Source organism: Kluyvera sp. (genome assembly GCF_047971185.1).
Classification (GTDB): Bacteria; Pseudomonadota; Gammaproteobacteria; order Enterobacterales; family Enterobacteriaceae; genus Kluyvera.
On sequence record NZ_JBKDZH010000020.1, the window covers coordinates 17,068 to 42,247 of the forward strand.

Genomic DNA, 25,180 nt, shown 5'->3' on the forward strand with positions numbered 1-25,180 from the left:
CATGGGGCAACTGGCAGTAGGGAAACCCGCGCCGCTCGGCGCGAGCTTTGACGGCGAGGGCGTGAACTTCACGCTCTTCTCGGCGCATGCCCAGCGGGTGGAACTCTGCGTGTTTGACGCGCTGGGCAACGAGTCGCGCTATGACCTTCCCGCCCGCAGCGGCGACGTCTGGCACGGCTATTTGCCCAATGCGCGCCCCGGCCTGCACTACGGCTATCGGGTGCACGGCCCGTGGGACCCGCAGCAGGGCTACCGTTTCAACCCGGCAAAGCTGCTGCTCGACCCGTGCTGCTATCGTGTGGATGGCGAGCTGGTCGACGACCCGTGCTTTCACGACGGCTACGATGCGCCGGACTCACGCGACAGCGCGCCGGTGGCGCCAAAATCGGTGGTCGTCGATCTGGCCTATGATTGGCAGGATGACGCCGCGCCGCGCACCCCGTGGGGCAAAACCGTTATCTATGAAGCGCACGTCAAAGGGCTGACGCTACGCCACCCGGATATGCCGCAAGAGATTTGCGGCACCTACCGGGCGCTCGGTCACCCGGTGATGATCGCCTACTTCAAGCGGCTCGGCATTACCGCGCTGGAACTGCTGCCGGTGGCGCATTTCGGCAGCGAGCCGCGCCTCCAGCGCATGGGGTTGAGCAACTACTGGGGCTACAACCCGCTGGCGATGTTTGCGCTGGCGCCGCGCTACGCCAGTTCGCCCGAGCGCGCGCTCGATGAGTTTCGTGATGCCGTAAAAGCGCTGCACCGGGCCGGTATCGAGGTGATCCTCGATGTGGTGCTGAACCACAGCGCCGAGCTGGATCTGCACTGTCAGACCTTCTCGCTGCGGGGGATCGATAACCGCAGCTATTATTGGTTGAGAGAAGACGGCGATTATCACAACTGGACGGGCTGCGGCAACACGCTGAACCTCAGTCACCCGGGCGTCGTGGAATACGCCCGTCAGTGCCTGCGGTTCTGGGTTGACGTCTGCCACGTTGATGGTTTTCGTTTTGATTTAGCGTCGGTTATTGGCCGAACGCCGGGCTATCGCCAGGATGCGCCGCTGTTCAACGCTATCCACGATGACCCGGTGCTGTCCAGGGTGAAGCTGATTGCCGAACCGTGGGATATCGGCGACGGCGGCTACCAGGTGGGGAATTTTCCGCTTGGGTTTAGCGAGTGGAACGACCGTTTCCGCGATGCCATGCGTCGCTTCTGGCTTGAGGCGTCGCTGCCGCTGGGGGAATTTGCCCAGCGCTTCGCCGCTTCTAGCGACGTATTTGAGCATCGGGAACGCCGCCCGCACGCGGCCATCAACCTGGTGACCGCCCACGATGGCTTCACCCTGCGCGATTGTGTCAGCTTCAATAACAAGCACAACGACGCCAACGGTGAAGAGAATCGTGACGGAACCAGCAATAACCATAGCAATAATCATGGTATCGAAGGATTGGAAGCAAACCTGGAAGTAATGGCGCGTCGGCAAAAAAGCGTTCAGGCGCTGCTGACCACGCTGCTGTTATCGCAGGGAACGCCAATGTTGCTGGCCGGTGATGAACACGGTCACAGCCAGCAAGGTAACAACAATGCCTACTGTCAGGACAATTCGTTGACCTGGCTCGATTGGAAAAACGCGGATGATGCGCTAACGGACTTTACCGCCGCCTTAATTCACCTGCGCCAGCAGATTCCGGCCTTAACGGCCGATAGCTGGTGGCGGGAGGGCGATGGCAACGTTCAGTGGCTCAATCAGGACGCGCAGCCGTTGTCTGCCGAGGAGTGGCAGCACGGGGCGTGCCGGATGCAGATTCTGCTTTCCGATCGCTGGCTCATTACGCTCAATGCGACGCAAGACGTGGCAAACCTGAAGTTACCCGTGGGGGAATGGCACGCCGTTCCTCCATTCACCGGCAATGAAGCGCCGGTGGTCATGGCTGTCTGGCATGGGCCCGCGCACGGAGTGTGCGTATTTCAAAGGTCATAGTCTCTGAATTACCCGGAACCCCGCGCCGCGTGGGGGCTACCTAATAACCCGGAAGGACGAGCAACAAAAGGAGTTAATCATGGTTAGGCTAGAAAAAAACGATCCCTTAATGCTGGCTCGCCAGTTACCTATCAAATCCGTCGCCCTGATTCTGGCGGGCGGACGCGGTACGCGACTTAAGGATCTCACCAATAAACGGGCAAAACCCGCCGTCCACTTCGGCGGTAAATTTCGCATTATCGACTTTGCATTATCCAACTGCCTGAACTCCGGGATTCGCCGTATCGGCGTGATTACGCAGTACCAGTCGCACACGCTGGTGCAGCACATCCAGCGCGGGTGGTCCTTCTTCAGCGAAGAGATGAACGAATTTGTGGATCTGCTGCCTGCTCAGCAGCGGATGCACGGTGAAAACTGGTATCGCGGCACCGCCGATGCGGTGACCCAGAACCTCGACATTATTCGCCGCTATAAGGCGGAGTATGTGGTGATCCTCGCCGGTGACCACATCTACAAACAAGATTACTCGCGCATGCTGATCGACCACGTCGAAAAAGGCGCGCGCTGCACCGTGGCGTGCATTCCGGTGCCCATTGAAGAGGCAACGGCGTTCGGCGTGATGGCGGTGGACGAAAACGACAAGATTATCAACTTCGTCGAAAAACCGGCTAACCCGCCGGCGATGCCGAGCGACCCCACCAAATCGCTGGCCAGCATGGGTATCTATGTCTTTGATGCCGATTACCTTTATGAACTGCTGGAGCAGGATGACCTCAACGAAAACTCCAGTCACGACTTCGGTAAAGATTTAATTCCGTTAATCACCAAAGCTGGCGCGGCTTATGCACATCCTTTCCCGCTGTCCTGCGTACAGTCCGACCCGGATGCCGAACCGTACTGGCGCGATGTGGGAACCCTGGAAGCCTACTGGAAAGCGAACCTCGACCTGGCGTCGGTGACTCCTGAGCTGGATATGTACGACCAGCACTGGCCTATCCGTACCCATATGGAGTCTCTGCCTCCGGCGAAGTTCGTCCAGGACCGCTCCGGCAGCCACGGTATGACCCTGAACTCGCTGGTCTCCGGCGGCTGTATTATTTCCGGTTCGGTGGTGGTGCAGTCGGTGCTGTTCCCACGCGTGCGCGTGAACTCATTCTGTAACATTGATTCGGCAGTCTTACTGCCAGACGTTTGGGTAGGGCGCTCCTCACGACTGCGTCGCTGCGTGATCGACCGGGCCTGCGTGATTCCAGAAGGTATGGTGATCGGTGAAGATGCGGAAGAGGATGCTCGTCGCTTTTACCGTTCAGAAGAGGGGATCGTGCTGGTAACGCGCGAGATGTTGCGGCAGCTGGGGTACAAACAGGAGCGATAATGCAGGTTTTACACGTTTGTTCAGAGATGTTCCCGTTATTAAAAACGGGTGGCCTTGCGGATGTGATTGGCGCGCTGCCGGCGGCACAGATTGCCGAAGGTACCGACGCTCGCGTGCTGTTACCGGCGTTTCCGGATATCCGCCGCGGCATTACCGATGCCAAAGTGGTTACGCGTCGCGACACGTTCGCCGGGCGCATTACGCTGCTGTTCGGCCACTATAACGGCGTCGGTATTTACCTGATTGATGCGCCGCATCTCTACGATCGCCCAGGTAGCCCGTATCACGATACCCACCTGAACGCCTACCCCGATAACGTGAAGCGCTTTGCGCTGCTGGGATGGGTGGGCAGTGAAATGGCCTGCGGTCTGGATCCGTTCTGGCGCCCGGAGGTGGTGCACGCCCACGACTGGCATGCGGGCCTGGCCCCGGCCTACCTGGCGGCCCGTGGTCGCCCGGCGAAATCGGTGTTTACGGTGCATAACCTGGCGTATCAGGGGCTGTTTTACAGCCACCATATGGATGAAATCCAGATGCCGGGAGAGTACTTCAACATGCACGGGCTGGAGTTCCATGGGCAAATTTCGTTCCTGAAGGCGGGGCTGTTCTTCGCGGATCATATTACCGCCGTCAGCCCAACTTACGCGCGGGAGATCACCGAACCGCAGTTTGCCTACGGCATGGAGGGGCTGCTGCGTCAGCGGCATAGAGAGGGCCGCCTGTCGGGGATCCTCAACGGCGTGGACGCCAACGTCTGGAGTCCGGAAAAGGACCTGTTGCTGCCCGCGAGCTACGGTCGCGATACGCTAGAGAAGAAAGCGGAAAACAAACGGCAGCTGCAAATTGCGATGGGGCTGAAGGTCGACGATAGCGCGCCGCTGTTTGCCGTGGTCAGCCGCCTGACCAGCCAGAAAGGGCTGGATCTGGTGCTGGAAGCGCTGCCGGGCCTGCTGGAGCAGGGCGGTCAGCTGGCGCTGCTGGGCGCAGGCGACCCGGTGTTGCAGGAAGGTTTTCTTGCCGCGGCCGCGGAGCATCCGGGGCAGGTGGGCGTGCAGATTGGCTATCACGAAGCGTTTTCGCACCGCATTATCGGCGGCGCAGACGTTATCCTGGTGCCGAGCCGCTTTGAGCCGTGCGGCTTAACGCAGCTGTACGGTCTGAAGTACGGCACGCTGCCGCTGGTGCGTCGCACCGGTGGCCTGGCCGATACCGTCGCGGATAGCTCGCTGGAAAACCTGGCTGACGGTATCGCCAGCGGTTTTGTCTTTGAAGACAGCAACGCCTGGTCGCTGCTCAGAGCCATCCGCCGTGCTTTCGTATTATGGTCTCGTCCGTCGCTCTGGCGCTATGTACAGCGCCAGGCAATGAACATGGATTTTAGCTGGCAGGTTGCCGCGCACGCTTATCGTGAGCTTTACCAACGCCTGATCTAACTACGGGGATCTGAGCTATGAATGCACCCTTTACGTATGCATCACCGACTCTCAGCGTTGAGGCACTGAAGCACTCTATTGCCTATAAGCTGATGTTCATCATCGGGAAAGATCCGGCTATCGCCAACAAACACGAATGGCTGAACGCCACGCTGTTTGCCGTTCGCGATCGTCTGGTGGAGCGCTGGCTGCGCTCCAACCGCGCCCAGCTTTCCCAGGAAACGCGGCAGGTTTACTACCTGTCGATGGAATTTTTGATTGGCCGCACGCTTTCCAATGCGCTGTTGTCGTTAGGTCTGTATGACGACGTGAAAAACGCGCTGGAAGGAATGGGGTTAGACCTCGAAGAGCTGATCGACGAAGAGAACGACCCGGGCCTTGGCAACGGCGGTCTGGGCCGTCTGGCGGCCTGCTTCCTCGACTCGCTGGCGACGCTGGCGCTGCCGGGTCGCGGCTACGGCATCCGCTACGACTACGGTATGTTCAAACAGAACATCGTCGACGGTCGCCAGAAAGAGTCGCCGGACTACTGGCTGGAATACGGCAACCCGTGGGAGTTCCCGCGCCACAACACCCGCTACAAGGTGCGTTTCGGCGGCCGCGTGCAGATGGAAGGCAAAACCAGCCGCTGGCTGGAAACGGAAGAGATTCTGGCGGTGGCCTACGATCAAATCATCCCCGGCTATGACACCGACGCCACCAACACGCTGCGCCTGTGGAACGCCCAGGCCAGTAGCGAAATCAACCTCGGTAAATTTAACCAGGGCGACTACTTCGCCGCGGTGGAAGATAAGAACCATTCGGAGAACGTCTCCCGCGTGCTCTACCCGGACGACTCCACCTATTCCGGGCGCGAGCTGCGTCTGCGTCAGGAGTACTTCCTGGTCTCCGCCACGGTGCAGGACATTTTAAACCGCCACTACATGTTGCATAAAACCTATGACAACCTGGCGGATAAAATTGCCATCCACCTTAACGATACGCACCCGGTGCTGTCGATCCCAGAGCTGATGCGCCTGCTGATTGACGAGCACAAGTTCAGCTGGGACGAAGCGTTTACCGTCACCTGCCAGGTCTTCTCCTACACCAACCACACGTTGATGAGCGAGGCGCTGGAAACCTGGCCGGTGGATATGCTCGGCAAAATTCTGCCGCGCCACCTGCAGATTATCTTCGAGATTAACGACTACTTCCTGAAAACGCTGCAGGAACAGTACCCGAACGACACCGCGCTGCTGAGCCGCACCTCGATCATTGACGAGTCCAACGGCCGTCGCGTGCGCATGGCGTGGCTGGCGGTGGTGGTGAGTAAGAAGGTCAACGGCGTTTCCGAGCTGCACTCGAACCTGATGGTGCAGTCGCTGTTTGCCGACTTCGCCACCATCTTCCCGATGCGCTTTACCAACGTCACCAACGGCGTGACGCCGCGCCGCTGGCTGGCGCTGGCGAACCCGGCGCTCTCTGAGGTGCTGGACGACAACATCGGCAAGACCTGGCGCTCCGATCTCAGCCAGCTGAGCGAGCTGGAGCAGCACATTGATTACCCGAAGGTGAATCAGGCGGTGCAGCACGCCAAGCTGGAAAACAAAAAGCGCCTCGCGGCGTTTATTGCCCAGAACCTGAACGTGGTGGTGAACCCGCACGCGCTGTTTGACGTGCAGATCAAGCGTATCCACGAGTACAAGCGCCAGCTGATGAACGTGCTGCATGTCATCACCCGCTATAACCGCATCAAGGCCGACCCGGACGCGACGTGGGTGCCGCGCGTGAATATCTTCGCCGGTAAGGCCGCTTCGGCTTACTACATGGCCAAGCACATCATTCACCTGATCAACGACGTGGCGGAGGTGATCAACAACGATCCGCAGATTGGCGATAAGCTCAAGGTGGTGTTTATCCCGAACTACAGCGTGAGCCTGGCGCAGATGATCATTCCGGCGGCGGATCTCTCCGAGCAGATCTCGCTGGCGGGCACCGAGGCTTCCGGCACCAGCAACATGAAGTTTGCGCTCAACGGCGCGTTAACCATCGGTACGCTGGACGGGGCTAACGTTGAGATGCAGGAGCACGTGGGGGCGGATAACTTCTTTATCTTTGGCAACACGGCTGAAGAAGTGGAGGCGCTGCGTCGTAAGGGTTATAGCCCGCGCGACTACTACGAGCAGGACGCCGAACTGCGCCAGGTGCTGACGCAAATCGCCACCGGCGTGTTCAGCCCGAGCGAACCGGGCCGCTACCGCGACCTGGTGGATTCGCTGATTAACTTCGGCGACCACTATCAGGTGCTGGCCGACTTCCGCAGCTACGTAGACTGCCAGGATAAGGTGGATGAGCTGTATCAGGAGCCGGAGCAGTGGACCACCAAAGCGATGCACAACATCGCCAACATGGGCTACTTCTCCTCTGACCGCACGATCAAAGAGTATGCCGAGCATATCTGGTATATCGAGCCGGTAAGGCTGTAAACGTCAAACGGGGCCGATTGGCCCCGTTTCTTTTCCCCTGGTCGCTTACGACGCCAGCGACAACTCAGGCTTTCCCAGCGTTTTCACCAGCCATGCGCTAATCCGCGACTGCTGCTCGGCGTTCAGCCACATCCCCTGCTTAGTACGACGCCAGATGGCGTCGTCGAGGCGACGCACCCACTCGTGTTCTACCAGATAACGCAGCTCCGCTTCATAAAACTCATGGCCGAAATCTTCACCCAGCCCGGCGATATCCTTCGCATCGCCAATAATCAGCTCGCTGTTGCTGCCGTAGGTGCGGGCGAAGTGGCGGGCCAGTGATTCGCTGATAAACGGATAGCGACGGCGCAACTTCGCCGCGTAGTCGTCACGATCGCTGCCGATTTCACCGCCAGGCAGCACCGCGCCTTTGGTCCACGCCGGGCCGATGTTCTGATAGTACGGTGCCAGTTTTTCCAGCGCGTGCTCCGCCAGCTTGCGGTAGGTGGTGAGCTTGCCGCCAAACACCGACAGCAGCGGCGCTTTGCCGTGGTCGTCGTGGATATCCAGCGTGTAGTCGCGGGTAATCGCCTGCGGTGAGTCCGACTCGTCGTCGCACAGCGGGCGCACGCCGGAGTAGGTCCAGACGATATCTTCGCGCGCGAGCTGCTTTTTAAAGTGGCCGTTGTAGACCTTCAGCAGGTAGTTAATTTCACTCTCTTCGATCTCGACGTTTTTCGGGTCGCCGTGGTATTCGACGTCGGTGGTGCCGATAATTGAGAATTCGTCCATCCACGGGATCACAAACACGATGCGCTTGTCTTCGTTTTGCAGAATGTAGGCCTGCTTCTGGTTGTGCACGCGTGGCACCACGATATGGCTGCCCTTAATCAGGCGGATACCGTAGGGGGAAGGCAGCTGCATGCCGTCGTCGAAGAACTGTTTGACCCACGGGCCGGTGGCGTTGACCAGCCCGCGCGCCTGCCAGCGGAATTTTTCGCCGCTATCGATATCTTCCGCTTCCACCACCCACAGGCCGTTTTCGCGTTTCGCCGAGATAGCGCGAGTACGGGTGCGGACTTCTCCGCCTTTTTTCACCACCATCTGGGCGTTAGCCAGCACCAGACGCGCGTCGTCGACCCAACAGTCGGAATATTCGAAACCGCGCACAATCTCCGGCTTCAGGACCGATTCTGCGCCAAAACGCAAACCGGTAGAGGCGGGCAGGCTGGTGCGTTTCCCCAGATGATCGTACATAAACAGACCGGTACGGATCATCCATGCCGGGCGCAGATGCGGCCGGTGCGGCAGGCGGAAACGCATCGGAATGGCAATGTGCGGGGCCATTTTCAGCAGCACTTCACGCTCGGCCAGCGCTTCGCTGACCAGGCGGAATTCGTAGTGTTCAAGGTAGCGCAGACCGCCGTGGATCAGTTTCGAGCTGGCGCTGGACGTGGCGCAGGCCAGATCTCTGGCTTCCAGCATCAGCACGGATAACCCGCGTCCCGCCGCGTCGACCGCAATGCCTGCACCGTTGATGCCGCCACCTATCACAATCAGATCTTTGGTTTCCATTATTGCTACCTCGGGCACTTTCGTTAAAGCTCATTAATGTTCGATATCGCTCATAATAGCAAGTAAACGCGCTTTTGGTAACATTGAAAAAACATTTTAGAGTGATGTGCATAACATATTGGCGTTTACGTGGCCTGAGGACGTACACTTGGCGGTAAAATGTCGCCAGCAAGACAATACCTGCCATAACGATAAGAGAGCACCATGGAACAGTTTGAATGCATTAACGTAGAACAGGCGCACCAAAAGCTGCAGCAGAGCACCGCTGTGCTGGTGGATATTCGCGACCCGCAGAGCTTTGCGATGGGCCATACCCCGGGCGCGTTTCATCTGACGAACGACACGCTGGGCGCGTTTATGCGCGATAACGATTTTGAAACGCCGGTGATGGTGATGTGCTATCACGGCAACAGCAGTAAAGGCGCCGCGCAGTACCTGCTACAGCAGGGCTATGACCAGGTCTATAGCGTCGACGGCGGCTTTGACGCCTGGCACCGCCACTTCCCGGCTGAGGTGGAACACGCCGCATTCTAAGCGCGCTGCGTTCACCCATTCCTGATACCGCCTGCTGCCAGGCGGTCATTGCGCGTCGCCGCAACGCATCCGCCAGGGTTTGGGTATATACTGTCCCCTTTTGTGTGGAATAGAAGCGACCTGCTGATGTTGATGATCACCTCTTTTACCAACCCGCGCGTGGCCCAGGCCTTTGTTGACTACATGGCGACGCAGGGCGTTATTCTGACTATCCAGCAGCACACGCGCAGCGATGTCTGGCTTTCTGACGAAGCGCAGGAGTCACGCGTTCGCGAAGAGCTGGAGCGTTTTCTCGCCAACCCGGCCGATCCGCGCTATCTGGCGGCGAGCTGGCAGTCCGGGCAGACCAACAGCGGCCTGCACTATCGTCGCTTCCCGTTTCTGGCCACGCTGAAGGCGGGCGCGGGCCCGGTGACGATAGGCATCATGGCGGTCTGTATCCTGGTGTTTATTCTGATGAGCGTTATCGGCGATCAGCCGGTGATGATTTGGCTCGCATGGCCGTACGACGATTCGCTGAAATTTGAAGTCTGGCGCTATTTTACCCACGCATTCATGCATTTCTCGTTCGTTCATATCCTCTTTAACCTGCTATGGTGGTGGTACCTCGGCGGTGCGATAGAGAAACGCATCGGCAGCGGTAAGCTGGTGGTGATCACCGTTATCAGCGCGCTGCTTAGCGGCTTTATTCAGCATCAGTTTAGCGGCCCGTGGTTCGGCGGTCTCTCCGGCGTGGTGTATGCCTTAATGGGCTACGCCTGGCTGCGCGGCGAGCGCGATCCCCAAAGCGGCATCTACCTGCCGCGCGGGCTGATCGTGTTTTCACTGATCTGGCTGGTTGCCGGGTGGTTCAACGTATTTGGGATGTCGATTGCGAACGGCGCGCACGTCACCGGGCTGGTGATTGGCCTGGCCATGGCCTTCGTCGATACGCTTAATGTGCGAAAGCGAGCATAAATTTCCAGGGATTCATCATGAAACAAACACAACGTCATGACGCGATAATCGAACTGGTCAAACTCCAGGGCTATGTCAGTACGGAAGAGCTGGTGGAGCACTTTTCCGTTAGCCCGCAGACCATTCGTCGTGATTTGAATGACCTTGCGGAGCAGAAAAAAATCCTGCGCCACCACGGCGGCGCGGCGCTGCCGTCGAGCTCGGTGAACGCCTCGTGGCACGATCGCAAGGCGACGCAAACCGCGGAGAAAGAGCGAATTGCGCTGAAGGTGGCAAGCCAGATTCCCAACGGGTCGGCGCTGTTTATCGACATCGGCACCACGCCGGAAGCGGTGGCCCACGCGCTGCTTAATCACAGCGATCTGCGCATCGTCACCAATAACCTCAACGTTGCCAATACGCTGATGGTAAAAGAGGATTTCCGCATTATTCTGGCAGGCGGTGAGCTGCGCAGCCGCGACGGCGGGATTATCGGCGAGGCGACGCTGGACTTTATCTCTCAGTTCCGCCTCGACTTCGGCATTCTGGGCATCAGCGGCATCGACAACGACGGTTCGCTGCTGGAGTTTGACTATCACGAGGTGCGGACCAAGCGCGCGATTATCGATAACTCCCGTCACGTGATTCTGGTGGTCGACCATTCTAAGTTTGGCCGTAACGCGATGGTGAACATGGGCAGCATCAGTATGGTGGATGCCGTGTACACCGACGTTCTGCCGCCGCCGGGCGTGATGCAGGTGATTGCCGAAAACGAAGTACAGCTGGAGCTCTGCTGAAGGTAGCCCGGGCGAGGTGCGCTAGCATCGACGCCGGGGTGTTTCCGGCGTCACTTCGTTCGGCACAAACAGCGCCGAACGGTTCCCTCGCCCCTTTGGGGAGAGGGGAGCCCGTGCTGATACTCAGGACATCTGCTGCTGGAATTTACCCTGGCTAAGGTCGGAGACAATCACGTTCATCCGGTCTTCCGTCAGGCGATAGTAGCGGATGGAAATGGCCGTAATCAGATAGAAGATAGCTGGCAGCACGGTAAACAGAATCAACACGCCGCGAATGGCCTCCGCTGATTGCTGCTCAACGCCCGCCTGATAGCCATAGAACGCCAGACCCCAGCCGGTCAGCGCACCGCCGATGGCCACGCCGAGTTTGATAATAAAGATATTAGCCGCTACGTTCATGCCGGTAATGCGGCGCTGGGTTTTCCACTCGCCGTAGTTATTGGCATCGGTAATCATCGACCATTGCAGCGGAGCGTTAATCCCCTGCAGGATGTTCAGGATCACGTGGACAATAAACGCCGGCATCCAATATTCGGTTGGCAGCACGAGGAACAGCAGGCCAAATAACGCGCTGAGAATATTCACCCACACCGAAGCACGAATTTTACAGAACCACGAGCCGACGTGTTTTGCCGCCAGGCTGCCGACAACGGCGGCGACGGTGGTCGCCAACATAAACAGTGAAATAACGCTGCTGCCCTGGTTCAGAATATATTGTACGAAATAAACCAGCAGCCCGCCGCGTACCACCACGCCGCACAGCATCGCCAGGTTATATACCGACAGCACGCACCACTGATCGTTTTTCATCAAAATGCGCACGTCGCGTAAAATGTTCAGGTTCTCTTCTTTCACCGGCGTAATACGCTCTTTAGTGGTGGCGAAGCAGATCAGGAACATCATGCAGCCAATGACGCCGAAAATCCCCATCGCCCACTGCATACCGGTTGCCCGGTCGCCAGGGGCAATCATGTCCGCCAGCGGCAGAATCAGCGCGGTTCCCATGGCGCCGCCAATCGGTGCGACGGCGAAGCGCCAGGACTGCAGCGACAGGTTCTCTTTCGGGTCGGCGGTGATCGCCGCGCCGAGCGAGCAGTAAGGAATGTTAATTGCCGTATACATCAGGGTCATGAAAATATAGGCGACGACGGCGTAAACGATTTTTCCGGTCTGCTCAAAGTTGGGCGTGGAATACACCAGCACGCAGCTTACGGCGAACGGAACGCAAATAATTAATAACCACGGGCGGAAACGGCCCCAGCGGCTTTTGGTCTGGTCAGCGATTGCGCCCATGATCGGATCGGTAATCGCATCCAGCACCCTGACGACTAAAAATAATGTCCCCATCACTGCCGGGGGTAAGCCGTAGATATTGGTATAGAAATAGGCAAGGATGGCAACTGAGGAATCAAATACGATATGGCTGGCGGCATCGCCCAAGCCAAATCCAAACTTCTCTTTATTACTGATTTTACCGGTTAATGCCGACATAGGGTCACCTTTTTATTATTACGTGCCAACATACGACATTATTTATAAAAGGTGCCCAGCGTGCTGAGTATTCCAATATTTCACTTTGCGCTTATGTTAATTCTCTATTGTGACGTAGTTATCTCTTTGCTATTTGGTGCGAGGATTATCTGGTGGGGATGGCGTCTTATCCGGCCCAATGGCCAGGCCGGATAAGCGAAGCGGTATTAGACCCCGTATCCCATCATCTTCAGCAGCTGCTGCGCGTGCTGTACCGCATCCTGACGATGCGCCACGCCGAGCTTCTGATAGAGGTTGCGGATATGGGTTTTGATGGTGGTGGCCGCGACGTCCAGTTCGCCGGCGATCTGTTCGTTGCTGTAGCCTGAGTAGATAAGCCCCAGTACCTGCCACTCGCGCTGGGTGAGCGGGCTGGTACGGATAAGCTCCGGCACTTCCGGGTGGTTGAGCAGCCGCTCGACGAAGCTTTCGTCGAAGTGGGCGAACTTATGGCGATGGTGCTGGTTAATCTCGCGCAGAATGCGCTGGGCGCGATGCTGGTCCAGCTCCGGCAGCGTATTCAGCTGAATCAGCTGGCGCAGCTGCTGCGCCATCGATTCGCCTTCGATCACAAAGTGGCTGATAAACCCGGTGCGGTTGGCCAGCTGTAGCGCTTCCAGCAGCACGCGCTGGGCCTCGTTCTTATTGCCCGCCTGCCAGTGCAGCTGGTTGAGCAGCAGCAGGTTGCGGTTGAGGTCGCTCATCAGGCGCAGGCCGCGGGCGTTCTCATTCAGCTCTTCCAGCACCATTTCAGCGGAGTCGAACTCGCCCAGCAGAATCTGCGCGCGGGCGATGTTGCGCCACTGGCCTTGCAGGAAGTGGTTATTGGCGAACGCCGGTTTCGGCGTGTGGCGCAGCCAGTTGGCCGCGGCTTTTTTGTCGCCGACCATCTGCCAGTAAATCACCCGCACCTTATCGGCGTTGGAGACCCAGTCGCTGTGATAGGCACCGTTGCCCAGCAGATTTTCTAGACGATTCAGGTGGTTGCGGGCGTTATCCAGATCGCCGCGCGCTAGCGAGCACTGTACCTGTAAGGTCAGGCACTGTAGCTGCTGCTGCGGCTGGAAGCCGCTCAGCACTTCAATACCGGTGCGGGCGGCGGTTTCCGCCTCGTCGAGACGCGCCCATGCCCACAGCAGCTGTGCGCGGATACGCAGCAGGAATTCATGCATCGGCAGCTGTTCCAGATGCTGCTCGCGGATCAGCTGGAAGCCTTTTTCCTGGCACTCCCAGGCGGCCTGTAAGAAACCCTGCGCAAACAGAATTTCGCTTTGTTGGATCAGGCTCCACAGCGCGTAGTGCCAGATGTCATGGCGACGCGCCATCTGTTCCGTTTGCTGCATGACGGCGATGGACTGGCTCAGCAACCCTTTGCAGTGCAGCACTTCGCCGTGTACCGAGGTGGCGACGATGCGGCTATAGAAGTTAGCCAGCGGCAGCTCTTCCAGCGCCACGATGGAGAGACGCTCGGCCTCATCCTGGTCGCCGTCGTTGATGGCGACCTGCGCGCGCAGGGCGTTGAAATCGCCGTGCAGCGAGGTGTCCATTTCAGAAGTCATCTCCTGCTCGGCGCGGGCCAGCAGGGTGTTCACTTCGCTGTAGCGGTGCTGGCTTTGCATCAGCCAGGCCTGCAGCAGCACCAGACGCGGGTTTTCCAGCAGGCTTTCCCACGGCAGCGCGGAGAGCGACTCTTCAAGCAGCGCCAGCTCGCTGTGGTGGAACAGGCCCCAGGCGTGATTCAGCAGAATGTCGCGCAGCATTTTCGGGTCGCCCGCCGCCAGAGCATGGTGGATAGCTTCGCTTGGGAAGCCTTGCGCCATCCAGCTTTCCGCCGCCGCGCGGTGGATTTCCGGCAGCTCGGCCGCCAGTTCCCACTGGCAGCGCTGACGCAGGAAACTACAGAACAGCGGGTGATAGTTGAACCACTCGCCTGAGTTATCCATACGCTGAATAAATAGCCCCTGGCGTTCGATCTCTTCAAGGCGCATCTGGCCGTTTTCTTCGCCGGTCACGCGGGCGATTAGCGCATCGTTCATTGAGCGCAGCAGCGAGCTTTTCAGCAGGAAGTTACGGGTCTGGGCGTCGACGTTATCCAGCACCTCATCCACCAGATAGTCCGACAGGTGGCTGGCGTTAATGCCCGCCAGGCGGCGCGCAGAGTGCTGGGTGGCGTTATTACGCTGACGCGCGGAGAGCGCGATTAGCTGGAGCGCGGTGGCCCAGCCGGCGACGTCGTCGCACAGACGGCTGCTTTCCGCCGCTTCAATCGGTGCGGCTAAGCGGCAGTCGAAAAATTGTTTGGTTTCCGCATGGGTAAAGGAGAGCTGCTGGCTGCCAATCTCCAGCAGCTGATCGCGCACGCGCAGGTTGGCGATGCCCAGCTGCGGCAGGTTACGCGACAGCACGACCAGCGTCAGGTTTTCCGGCTGGTGGCGCAGGAAGAAACGCATGGCATCGTGGATCACCGGGTTGGTAATCAGGTGGTAGTCGTCAATGACCAGATAGAGCGGGCGCTGCCACTCGCTGAGTTCAATGAAAAGCTGCGAGAACAGGGAGCTCAGGCTCGCGTACTGGCGCTTCTGCACCATGTTTTCGCTGGCCTCGCAATGGCCGCCCGTCGCCTGCTGGATAGCGGCAATCAGGTAGCTGGCAAAGCGCTCCTGCTGATTATCACCTTCATCCAGTGAATACCAGCCGAGGTCACTCATTCCTGCCGCCCATTGTGAGACGAGCGTGGTCTTTCCATAGCCAGCCGGACTGGTTATCAGCGCCAGACGATAATTGTTCGCGCCGGAAAGTTTCGCCAACAGCCGCTCACGAACCACTGTGTGTTCGAGACGGACCGGTCGACTTAGTTTTGACGGAATCAACATAGCTAATCACTTCACTGTGAGGATTGGAAAAAGGATTTTTTTTGCGCTTCGTAATTAATCCCTACAAAGGTCGGTCAAATAGCTATGTATTGCAAGTTATGTCCTGTTTTGATGTCCGCTAATTTGCTATATGTCACAATTTCTTTAATTTAATACCATTCACGTATAACGGCCCGCGAGTCGCGGAAAACCTGGGGCCGCTAACCCCTTGTGGCTACGGGTGAAAATAAAATTTCAGCGCCTATGGAATAAATGCTGTTTAAAGATATGTCAGCTCACGTCATTTTCCGTAGAAACAATACGTATTAATTTGTTGCTTATTTTCGTGAGGCAATAGTTTCCTTATTTACATATTTACTGCGAAACGCTATTTCATTTTTTGAGCGGGCGCGAAGATTTTGCGCGCCTAATCCCCGACACTGAAAGCGGAAAAAAGGACGCCTTCGGCGGTATGAAAAATGCGCGAAATGGCCGTCTGCGGCTAACGTTATAGTGGCGGCGATCACACTTTTCGCTCATCCCTGCGACTCCTCCCCGCCTAATCCTGGACAGGAGGAGGAAGTTGCAGAAACAGCCAGGCACACTACCGCTAATGTTTATGTAAAAAGGATTCTATTTCGCTATGTCACAGCCTACTTTCAATCACGATTCATTCCAGGCTGCCCTGACGCGTCAGTGGCAGCGTTTTGGCCTGCAGGCCGCTTCCGAAATGACGCCTCATCAGTGGTGGCAGGCTGTGAGCGGCGCGCTGGCAGAACAGCTTTCGGCTCAGCCGGTCGCCAAACCGGCGAAAGATCAGCGCCACGTGAACTACCTCTCGATGGAGTTCCTGATTGGCCGTCTGACCGGCAATAACCTGCTGAACCTCGGCTGGTATGAAGGGGTGAGCGAGGCGCTAAAAGCCTACGACATCAACCTGACCGACCTGCTGGAAGAAGAAACTGACCCGGCGCTGGGCAACGGCGGCCTGGGCCGTCTGGCCGCGTGCTTCCTTGACTCGATGGCGACCGTGGGCCAGTCGGCAACCGGCTATGGTCTGAACTACCAGTACGGCCTGTTCCGTCAGTCCTTTGCTGACGGCCACCAGATGGAAGCGCCGGATGACTGGCAGCGCGGCAGCTACCCGTGGTTCCGCCACAACGCGGCGCTGGACGTGCAGGTAGGCATCGGCGGCAAGGTGGTGAAAGGCGAATGGCAGCCGGCGTTTACCATCACCGGCGAAGCCTGGGATCTGCCGGTGCTGGGCTACCGTAACGGCGTCGCTCAGCCGCTGCGCCTGTGGCAGGCCAAACATGCGCACCCGTTCAACCTCACCAAATTCAACGACGGCGATTTCCTGCGCGCCGAGCAGCAGGGCATCGACGCTGAAAAACTGACCAAGGTTCTGTACCCGAACGATAACCATACCGCGGGCAAAAAGCTGCGCCTGATGCAGCAGTACTTCCAGTGCGCCTGCTCGGTAGCCGACATTCTGCGTCGCCATCACCTGGCGGGCCGTAAGCTGCATCAGCTGGCCGATTTCGAAGTTATCCAGCTGAACGATACCCACCCCACCATCGCGATCCCGGAACTGCTGCGCGTGCTGATTGACGAGCACCAGCTGAGCTGGGACGACGCCTGGGCCATCACCAGTAAAACCTTCGCCTATACCAACCACACGCTGATGCCGGAAGCGCTGGAGTGCTGGGATGAGAAGCTGGTGAAAGCGCTGCTGCCGCGTCATATGCAGATCATCAAAGAGATTAACGACCGCTTTAAGACGCTGGTAGAGAAAACCTGGCCAGGCGACGAAGCCGTATGGGCCAAGCTGGCCGTGGTGCACAACAAACAGGTGCGCATGGCGAACATGTGCGTGGTGAGCGGCTTTGCGGTCAACGGCGTGGCGGCGCTGCACTCTGACCTGGTGGTGAAGGATCTGTTCCCGGAATACCATCAGCTGTGGCCGACCCGTTTCCACAACGTCACTAACGGCATTACCCCGCGCCGCTGGATCAAACAGTGCAACCCGGCGCTGGCCGCGCTGCTGGATAAAACCCTGAAGAAAGAGTGGGCTAACGATCTCGACCAGCTGATCAATCTCGAAAAATATGCGGACGATGCGAAATTCCGTCAGCAGTATCGCGACATCAAGCTGGCGAACAAAGAGCGTCTGGTGAAATTTATCAAGGCGCGTACCGGCATTGAGATCTCCAGCAACGCCATTTTTGATATTCAAATCAAGCGTCTGCACGAGTACAAACGCCAGCACCTGAACCTGCTGCACATTCTGGCGCTGTACAAAGAGATTCGCGAAAACCCGCAGGCCGACCGCGTACCGCGCGTGTTCCTGTTCGGCGCGAAAGCGGCGCCGGGCTACTACCTGGCGAAGAACATTATCTTTGCAATCAATAAAGTGGCCGAAGCGGTTAACAACGACCCGATCGTTGGCGACAAGCTGAAAGTGGTGTTCCTGCCGGATTACTGCGTATCGGCGGCTGAGATGCTAATCCCGGCGGCGGACGTTTCCGAGCAGATTTCTACCGCGGGTAAAGAAGCCTCCGGCACCGGCAACATGAAGCTGGCGCTGAACGGCGCGCTGACCGTCGGTACTCTGGACGGTGCGAACGTGGAAATTGCCGAGAAAGTGGGCGACGAGAACATCTTCATCTTCGGCCACACCGTCGAGCAGGTGAAGGAACTCAAAGCCAAAGGCTACGATCCGCTGAAATGGCGTAAAGCCGACAAGCTGCTGGACGCGGTGCTGAAAGAGCTGGAGAGCGGCAAGTACAGCGACGGCGACAAGCACGCTTTCGACCAGATGCTGCACAGCATCGGCAAGCAGGGCGGCGACCCGTACCTGGTGATGGCCGACTTTGCCGCCTACGTTGAAGCGCAGAAGCAGGTGGATGTGCTGTACCGTGACCAGGAAGCCTGGACGCGCGCGGCCATCCTGAACACCGCACGCTGCGGCATGTTTAGCTCCGATCGCTCGATTCGCGATTACCAAAAACGTATCTGGCAGGCAAAACGCTAAGGACTGGCCTATGGAAAGCAAACGCCTCGATAATGCCGCGCTGGCGGCAGGCATTAGCCCTGACTATATCAATGCGCACGGCAAGCCGCAGTCCATCGGCGCAGACACCAAACGGCGCTTGCTTGACGCGATGCACCGTCCCGCGACCGATTCGGTCGCGGCGACGCCGATACCGAACGTGATGGTCTGGACGTTCGGTAAGAAAATGGCGCTGCCGGTTATCGGCAGCGGCGCGTTCAACTGGATCCTCACTACCGAAGAAGGGCAGCAGTACCACGGTAAGGCGGAGGGCGGCAAAAGTGTTAGCCTGCCGACGCGTCTGCCGGAGGGGTATCACTCCTTAACGCTGACCCAGGATGACCAGCGCTGGCACTGCCGGGTGATTATTGCCCCCGAGCGCTGCTACGAGCCGCAGCCGCTGAAAGAGGCGAAAAAGCTGTGGGGCGCCTGCGTTCAGCTCTATACCCTGCGTTCAGAAACGAACTGGGGTATCGGCGACTTTGGCGACCTGAAGGCGATGCTGCCGGAAGTCGCGAAGCGCGGCGGGGCGTTTATCGGCCTCAACCCGATTCACGCGCTCTACCCGGCCAACCCGGAGAGCGCCAGCCCGTACAGCCCGTCATCTCGTCGCTGGATGAACGTCATCTATATCGACGTGAATGCGGTGGAAGACTTCCGGCTGAGCGAAGAAGCGCAGGCATGGTGGAAGCTCCCGGCGACGCAGCAGAAGTTACAGGCCGCGCGCGCCGTCGAGCAGGTGGACTACGCCGCGGTGACCGAGCTGAAAATGACCGCGCTGCGTATGGCGTGGAAGCGCTTTGCTAAACGTCACGATGAGCCGATGACGGCCTTCCGTTATTTTGTTGATAAAGAGGGTGAGAGCCTGTACTGGCAGGCGGCGTTTGACGCGCTGCACGCCAATCAGGTGAAAGAAGATAAGCTGCGCTGGGGCTGGCCGGCCTGGCCGAAGGCGTATCAGACTATCGAAAGCCCGGAAGTACACGCGTTTTGTAAAAAGCATGCCGACGAAGTCGATTTCTACCTTTGGCTGCAATGGCTGGCCTACACCCAGTTTGCCGAGTGCTGGGAGACCAGCCAGCGCGACGCGATGCCGATTGGCCTGTACCGCGACCTGGCGGTGGGCGTAGCGGAAGGCGGCGCGGAAACCTGGTGCGACCGTGAACTCTACTGCCTGAAGGCCTCCGTCGGCGCGCCGCCGGACATCCTCGGGCCGCTGGGGCAAAACTGGGGCCTGCCGCCGATGGATCCGCACATCATCGCCGCGCGTGCCTACGAGCCGTTTATCGAGCTGCTGCGCGCCAACATGAAAAACTGCGGCGCGCTGCGTATCGACCACGTGATGTCCGTGTTGCGCCTGTGGTGGATCCCGTACGGTGAAACCGCCGACCACGGTGCCTACGTGCAGTATCCGGTAGATGCGCTGCTGTCGATTCTGGCGCTGGAAAGCAAACGTCATCGCTGCATGGTGATTGGCGAAGATCTGGGGACGGTGCCGGTGGAAATCGTCGGCAAACTGCGTAAGAGCGGCGTCTACTCGTACAAAGTGCTCTATTTTGAGAGCGACAACGAGAAGACCTTCCGCGCGCCGAAAGCCTACCCGGAACAGTCGATGGCCGTGGCCACGACCCATGACCTGCCGACGCTGCGCGGCTATTGGGAAAGCGGCGATCTGACGCTTGGCAATGCGCTGGGCCTGTACCCGGACGCCGACGTACTGCGCGGGCTGTATCAGGACCGCGAGCTGGCGAAGCAGGGGCTGCTGGATGCGCTGCACAAGTACGGCGCGCTGCCGAAGCGTGCGGGGCATAAGGCGTCGATGATGTCGATGACGTCAACCCTGAGCCGCGGCATGCAGCGCTATATCGCCGACAGCAACAGCGCGCTGCTAGGCCTGCAGCCGGAAGACTGGCTACAGATGTCCGCGCCGGTCAATATTCCCGGCACCAGCACCGAGTACCCGAACTGGCGACGCAAGCTCTCGACGACGCTGGAGGCGATGTTTGCCGATGAAGGGGTCAACAAGCTGATTAAAGACCTGGATAAGCGCCGGAAAGCGGCGAGCAAGAAGAAGTAATCACTGTACCAACCCATAAAAAAACGCCGGGGAAAGCCCCGGCGTTTTTATATCGAGATTTCGTGGCGTTACACCACCATCCCCAGCAGCAGACAGCCAACCAGACCACAAACCGAGATAATGGTTTCCAGCATTGACCAGGACTTGATGGTCTCGCCGATGGTCAGGTTGAAGTACTCTTTGAACAGCCAAAAGCCCGGATCGTTCACGTGGGAGAAGATTACGGAACCGGAACCCACCGCGATCACCATCAGCTCAGGGCTTACGCCGGTAGTGGCAATCAGCGGGGCCGCAATACCGCCCGCGGTGATAGCGGCAACGGTCGCAGAGCCCAGCGCGATACGCAGCACGGCGGCGATAGACCACGCCATCAGCAGCGGAGAGACGTTGGATTCATGCATGATACCGGCAATGTATTTATCCACGCCGCTATCCACCAGCACCTGCTTGAAGGCGCCGCCACCGCCGATGATCAGCAGCATCATGGCGATAATTTTAATGGAGGAGAGCAGGGTATCGTTGATGTCGTCCATCGAACGGCCACGGTTCAGGCCGAAGGTGAAGATCGCAATCAGTACCGCAATCAGCGTCGCCATGACCGGGTCGCCAAAGAACTCGGCGGCAGGCAGCAGAGCGTGGCCTTTCGGCAATACCATCTCCGCAACGGCACGTACGGCCATCAGGATCACCGGCACCAGAGAGGTCCAGACGCTCACGCCAAAGGACGGCATCTCGGCTTCGGTGAAGGTTTTCGGGTTGTGCAGGCCTTCCGGGATCGGCTTGTCGATGCTTTTCAGGCAGCGCGCGTAAACCGGGCCAGCCAGAATCACGGTTGGAATCGCCAGCAGCGTACCGTACAGCAGGGTTTTACCCATGTCGGCGTGGAAGATGGTGGCGATAGCGGTCGGGCCCGGGTGCGGCGGCAGGAAGCCGTGGGTCACGGAGAGCGCAGCAGCCATTGGCACACCGATATACAGCAGCGGAATACGCGCATTGGCGGCGATGGTGAAGACCAGCGGCAGCAACAGCACGAAGCCCACTTCATAGAACAGCGCGAAGCCCACGGTGAAGCCGGTCAGAACCACCGCCCACTGGATGTACTTGCGGCCAAATTTGTCGATAAGGGTGGTGGCGATACGCTGTGCGCCGCCGCAGTCGGCCAGCATTTTGCCGAGCATGGCGCCGAAGCCCATAATCAGCGCCAGGCTGCCGAGGGTGCCACCGACGCCGTTTTTGATCGACACGATCACTTTGTCCAGCGGCATGCCCTGCATTAAGCCGACGGCAAGCGCCACCAGCACCAGAGCGATAAACCCGTTCATTTTGAAACGGATCATCAGCAGTAATAAGAGGATAACCCCGATAGCTACGATGATTAATGGCATAACTTATCCAGCCTTTAATTTGTTATGGGTAACGTCACTGTTGTTGCGACAACTTCCAATTGTCCCTACAGAGGGAATAGGTACTGACTTCTTCACACCATCGTTATGTTGTAGGACCCAGACTAAGCATAGCTGGCTATTATTTAACTCGATGGTGTACGGCGAGATGATACGGGTAACATGGTGAGTTTGAGAATAACCTGTCGCCTGGAAATGTGAATTATGCGACCTTAGTCAAACTATTGGCAGAATTATTGCAGTATTACGCGTGAGGTTTTGCGAGGAATGTTGCGCGGTAACATGGGTTGAACGGAGATTTCCCGGGGTCGGCGTAAACGCCTCGCCCGGGCTACCGGTGAGAGTCGCGCTCGTTTGTAGCCCGGCCAGGCGAAGCGCCGCCGGGACGAGTACGGCGCTAACTTAGTAGTAAGAGTGCTCGCCGCGCTGGTGTTCGGTCAGATCGCGCACGCCTTTCAGCTCCGGGAATTCCGCCAGCAGCTGTTTTTCGATACCGTCTTTCAGGGTGACGTCGATCATCGAACAGCCGTTACAGCCGCCGCCAAATTGCAGCACCGCGTAACCATCGTCGGTGATTTCCATCAGCGACACGCGGCCGCCGTGGCCGGCCAGCTGCGGGTTAACCTGCGATTGCAGCATGTACTCTACGCGCTCCATCAGCGGGGCGTCGTCGGACACTTTACGCATTTTGGCGTTCGGTGCCTTCAGCGTCAGCTGCGAACCGAGCTGGTCGGTCACGAAATCAATTTCCGCATCTTCCAGATACGGAGCGCTCAGTTCGTCGACGTAGGCGGTGAGCTGTTCAAATTTCAGGGCTGTATCACTTGCTTCCACCGCATCCGGCGGGCAATAAGAAACGCCGCATTCTGCGTTAGGCGTACCAGGGTTGATCACAAATACGCGGATTTGTGTCCCTTCTTCCTGATTTTGCAGAAGTTTGGCAAAGTGCGCTTGCGCAGTATCGGAAATACGGATCATAGCTTTGACCTAATAGTTGACTACTTTAGTTGGTTATAATACGCCCATCGCTGGGGGTCTACAAGGTGCGGCACAGACACCATACCTGAACGCTCGCCGCGCCGTTTCGCAAAAGCAGGCGGGAAATCTCGGCCACGGTACTGCCGGTGGTGACCACATCATCCACAATAACCATATGGCGACCGCGCACCGGTAATTCAAGCTGAAAAGCATTTTTCAGGTTGTGCTTGCGCAACCGGGCGCTGAGCTGGTGCTGGGTGGCCGTTGGGCGAATACGGGTGATGGCCCGGGGCTGATAGTCGACGCCCAGCCAGCTCGCCAGCGCACGGCACAGCAGTTCGCTCTGATTATAGCCTCGCCGCCAGTGACGGCGCTGCCACAGCGGCACGCTAACGATCTGCTCCGGCGCGGGCAGGTCGGTTCGCTCACGGACGGCGAGCAGCAGCAGGCGCGCCAGCGTGGCGGCAAGCTCGGGGTGGCCGCTGAACTTAAAGCGATGAATCAACTGGCTGAGCGGCGGGCGGTAGTCGTTAATCGCCACCAGACGCTGCCACGGCGGCGGTTTTTGCAGGCAGCGCCCGCAAGGGCCCGCCAGGCTGCTCGACGGCAGGCCGCACTGCGGACAGCTGCTTGCGGTGGTAAACAGGGTTTTTGCGCAGCGTGAGCAGATGCCCCACGCCGGCAGGGCCAGCGGCATTTGGCATAGCCAGCACGCGCCGTGGACTGTTAGCATATTCCCTCCTCAAGCGAAGAAATGAGAACGATAGCTGATGAACGACATCTGGTGGCAAACCACGGGCGAAGGAAATTGTCATCTTGTGCTGCTGCACGGATGGGGGCTGAATGCACAGGTCTGGGATTGCATTACGCCGGAATTACGCGCGCATTTTACGCTGCACCTGGTGGACCTGCCGGGCTACGGGCGCAGCGGCGGATTTGGCGCCCTGAGTCTGGAAGCGATGGCGGAGAGCGTGCTGGCGTGCGCGCCGGATCGCGCTATCTGGCTCGGCTGGAGTCTGGGCGGGCTGGTGGCAAGCCAGGTAGCGCTGCGTCATCCCGAACGCGTACAGGCGCTGGTGACCGTGGCATCGTCTCCGTGCTTTAGCGCGCAGGATGCGTGGCCGGGTATTAAGCCGGAGGTGCTCAGCGGCTTCCAGCAGCAGCTGAGCGAAGATTTCCAGCGTACCGTGGAACGCTTTCTGGCGCTGCAAACGCTGGGGACCGAAAGTGCTCGCCAGGACGCGCGGGCGCTGAAGCAGACGGTGCTGTCGCTGCCAATGCCGTCGTCCGAGGTGCTCAACGGCGGCCTTGAGATCCTCAAAACCGCTGATTTACGCGCGCCGTTAGCGGCGCTGACGCTGCCGTTCCTGCGCCTGTATGGCCGACTCGATGGCCTGGTGCCGCGCAAAATTGTGCCGCTGCTGGACGCGCAGTGGCCGCACAGCCGCTCGCTCATTTTTGACAAAGCGGCCCATGCGCCGTTTATCTCGCACCCGCAGGCTTTCTGCGCGCCGCTGCTGGCTTTGAAGGAGCAGATTAAGAATTAATTCCGCTCTGAGATGGTAAAAGTGGCATTCATAGCAATACTTAAGCTGTTGCCGTAGGTGATTATCCTGCTCACCGCGCAACGCAAATAACAACCTTAAGGAGAGTAGAAGCTATGAAACTTGTTACAGGAATCGTTGCATCTCTGGTGATTGGCTCCCTGTCGTTTGGTGCGTTTGCTGCTAAGGAGATTCAGAAAGAAGATGTGGATAAGATGAATCTGACCAAACTGGGCAGCATCACCACCTCGCGCACAACGTCGCCAATGGATGCCAAGCAGGATCTGTCGAAAAAAGCCGATGAAATGGGCGGGAAGTACTACGTGATCATCGCCGGTGAGAAAAACGAGAAAACCGTTCACGGTAACGCGGACGTTTACAAGTAACCTTGCCTGGATGACCCGACGCTGAAGCCAGCGTCGGGAATCTTACTTAACGAAGGGCCCACCACTCACGCAGGCAGGCTTTGCCTTCCGGGCAGCTTTTGCAACTGCCGGTCAGACAGCCGTCAGGCTCTTCGTTAATCTTCACGACTTTTCCCATCGCTTCTAATCGGCTCAGCATGGCGTCGATCAGCGCTTGCGGCGAGTGCAACTGAGCGCTGAGCTGCGAAGCTTCCATGCGTCCTTGCAGAGCCAACATATCGCGTACTTCAATCATTGACGCCATCTT

The 25,180-nt window shown here is 58.3% G+C and carries 18 protein-coding genes; 11 read left to right on the plus strand and 7 right to left on the minus strand.

The window, feature by feature from the left end:
• Position 1 precedes the first annotated feature (1 nt).
• The 4 genes from glgX to glgP all read left to right on the plus strand — a co-directional run bounded on the left by glgX (position 2) and on the right by glgP (position 7,251).
• Positions 2-1,978, plus strand: a complete 1,977-nt coding sequence (gene glgX, locus ACK5JN_RS05420; protein ID WP_416869219.1) for a glycogen debranching protein GlgX — start codon at positions 2-4, stop codon at positions 1,976-1,978.
• Positions 1,979-2,057: 79 nt separating this feature from the next.
• Entirely contained in the window at positions 2,058-3,353 is a 1,296-nt protein-coding gene (gene glgC, locus ACK5JN_RS05425; protein WP_416869220.1) for a glucose-1-phosphate adenylyltransferase, read from the plus strand.
• Positions 3,353-4,786, plus strand: coding sequence for a glycogen synthase GlgA (gene glgA, locus ACK5JN_RS05430; protein WP_416869221.1), 1,434 nt, complete (start codon positions 3,353-3,355; stop codon positions 4,784-4,786). The genes glgC and glgA overlap by 1 nt, the downstream gene beginning before the upstream one ends.
• A 17-nt stretch (positions 4,787-4,803) precedes the next feature.
• Positions 4,804-7,251, plus strand: a complete 2,448-nt coding sequence (gene glgP / locus ACK5JN_RS05435) for a glycogen phosphorylase (protein WP_416869222.1) — start codon at positions 4,804-4,806, stop codon at positions 7,249-7,251.
• A gap of 45 nt (positions 7,252-7,296) precedes the next feature.
• Here the strand turns inward: glgP and glpD are convergent, their stop codons facing one another.
• A complete protein-coding gene (glpD, locus tag ACK5JN_RS05440) occupies positions 7,297-8,805 on the minus strand; it encodes a glycerol-3-phosphate dehydrogenase (RefSeq protein WP_416869223.1) in 1,509 nt (502 codons plus the stop codon).
• A 204-nt stretch (positions 8,806-9,009) separates the two neighbouring features.
• On the opposite strand from glpD, the gene glpE reads away from it, so the two are divergent.
• From glpE to ACK5JN_RS05455, 3 genes are all read left to right on the plus strand, one after another.
• Positions 9,010-9,339: a thiosulfate sulfurtransferase GlpE gene (gene glpE / locus ACK5JN_RS05445; protein WP_064541432.1), complete on the plus strand. Its 330-nt coding sequence runs from the start codon at positions 9,010-9,012 to the stop codon at positions 9,337-9,339.
• A 126-nt stretch (positions 9,340-9,465) separates the two neighbouring features.
• Positions 9,466-10,296 (plus strand): rhomboid family intramembrane serine protease GlpG, encoded by an 831-nt coding sequence (gene glpG / locus ACK5JN_RS05450; RefSeq protein ID WP_416869224.1) that lies wholly within the window; start codon positions 9,466-9,468, stop codon positions 10,294-10,296.
• Between the two features lie 17 nt (positions 10,297-10,313).
• Positions 10,314-11,072 carry a DeoR/GlpR family transcriptional regulator gene (locus ACK5JN_RS05455; protein WP_416869225.1) on the plus strand — a complete coding sequence of 253 codons (759 nt, stop codon included), beginning with the start codon at positions 10,314-10,316 and terminating at the stop codon, positions 11,070-11,072.
• Between the two features lie 123 nt (positions 11,073-11,195).
• Here ACK5JN_RS05455 and ACK5JN_RS05460 read toward each other — a convergent pair whose 3' ends face one another.
• Together ACK5JN_RS05460 and malT are read right to left on the minus strand one after the other, a co-directional pair.
• Positions 11,196-12,563 (minus strand): glycoside-pentoside-hexuronide (GPH):cation symporter, encoded by a 1,368-nt coding sequence (locus ACK5JN_RS05460; protein WP_416869226.1) that lies wholly within the window; start codon positions 12,561-12,563, stop codon positions 11,196-11,198.
• A 206-nt stretch (positions 12,564-12,769) separates the two neighbouring features.
• A complete protein-coding gene (malT, locus tag ACK5JN_RS05465; protein ID WP_416869227.1) occupies positions 12,770-15,475 on the minus strand; it encodes an HTH-type transcriptional regulator MalT in 2,706 nt (901 codons plus the stop codon).
• A 622-nt stretch (positions 15,476-16,097) separates the two neighbouring features.
• Here malT and malP point away from each other — a divergent pair.
• Both malP and malQ read left to right on the plus strand, forming a co-directional pair.
• Complete coding sequence (gene malP / locus ACK5JN_RS05470) at positions 16,098-18,488, plus strand: maltodextrin phosphorylase (protein WP_416869228.1); 2,391 nt, start codon at positions 16,098-16,100, stop codon at positions 18,486-18,488.
• 10 nt (positions 18,489-18,498) lie between these two features.
• Complete coding sequence (gene malQ / locus ACK5JN_RS05475; protein WP_416869229.1) at positions 18,499-20,583, plus strand: 4-alpha-glucanotransferase; 2,085 nt, start codon at positions 18,499-18,501, stop codon at positions 20,581-20,583.
• A 68-nt stretch (positions 20,584-20,651) separates the two neighbouring features.
• Here malQ and gntT read toward each other — a convergent pair whose 3' ends face one another.
• From gntT to gntX, 3 genes are all read right to left on the minus strand, one after another.
• Positions 20,652-21,968, minus strand: coding sequence for a gluconate transporter (gene gntT / locus ACK5JN_RS05480; RefSeq protein WP_416869230.1), 1,317 nt, complete (start codon positions 21,966-21,968; stop codon positions 20,652-20,654).
• Positions 21,969-22,388: 420 nt separating this feature from the next.
• Positions 22,389-22,964: a Fe-S biogenesis protein NfuA gene (nfuA, locus tag ACK5JN_RS05485; protein WP_416869231.1), complete on the minus strand. Its 576-nt coding sequence runs from the start codon at positions 22,962-22,964 to the stop codon at positions 22,389-22,391.
• A gap of 58 nt (positions 22,965-23,022) precedes the next feature.
• On the minus strand, positions 23,023-23,697 hold the full coding sequence (gene gntX, locus ACK5JN_RS05490; RefSeq protein WP_416869232.1) for a DNA utilization protein GntX: 675 nt from the start codon (positions 23,695-23,697) through the stop codon (positions 23,023-23,025).
• 37 nt (positions 23,698-23,734) lie between these two features.
• Between gntX and bioH the strand changes: the two genes are divergently transcribed.
• Together bioH and ACK5JN_RS05500 are read left to right on the plus strand one after the other, a co-directional pair.
• A complete protein-coding gene (gene bioH, locus ACK5JN_RS05495; RefSeq protein WP_416869233.1) occupies positions 23,735-24,511 on the plus strand; it encodes a pimeloyl-ACP methyl ester esterase BioH in 777 nt (258 codons plus the stop codon).
• 113 nt (positions 24,512-24,624) lie between these two features.
• Entirely contained in the window at positions 24,625-24,894 is a 270-nt protein-coding gene (locus tag ACK5JN_RS05500) for a YdgH/BhsA/McbA-like domain containing protein (protein ID WP_416869234.1), read from the plus strand.
• Positions 24,895-24,940: 46 nt separating this feature from the next.
• Here the strand turns inward: ACK5JN_RS05500 and feoC are convergent, their stop codons facing one another.
• Entirely contained in the window at positions 24,941-25,177 is a 237-nt protein-coding gene (gene feoC / locus ACK5JN_RS05505; protein WP_416869235.1) for a [Fe-S]-dependent transcriptional repressor FeoC, read from the minus strand.
• Positions 25,178-25,180 lie beyond the last annotated feature (3 nt).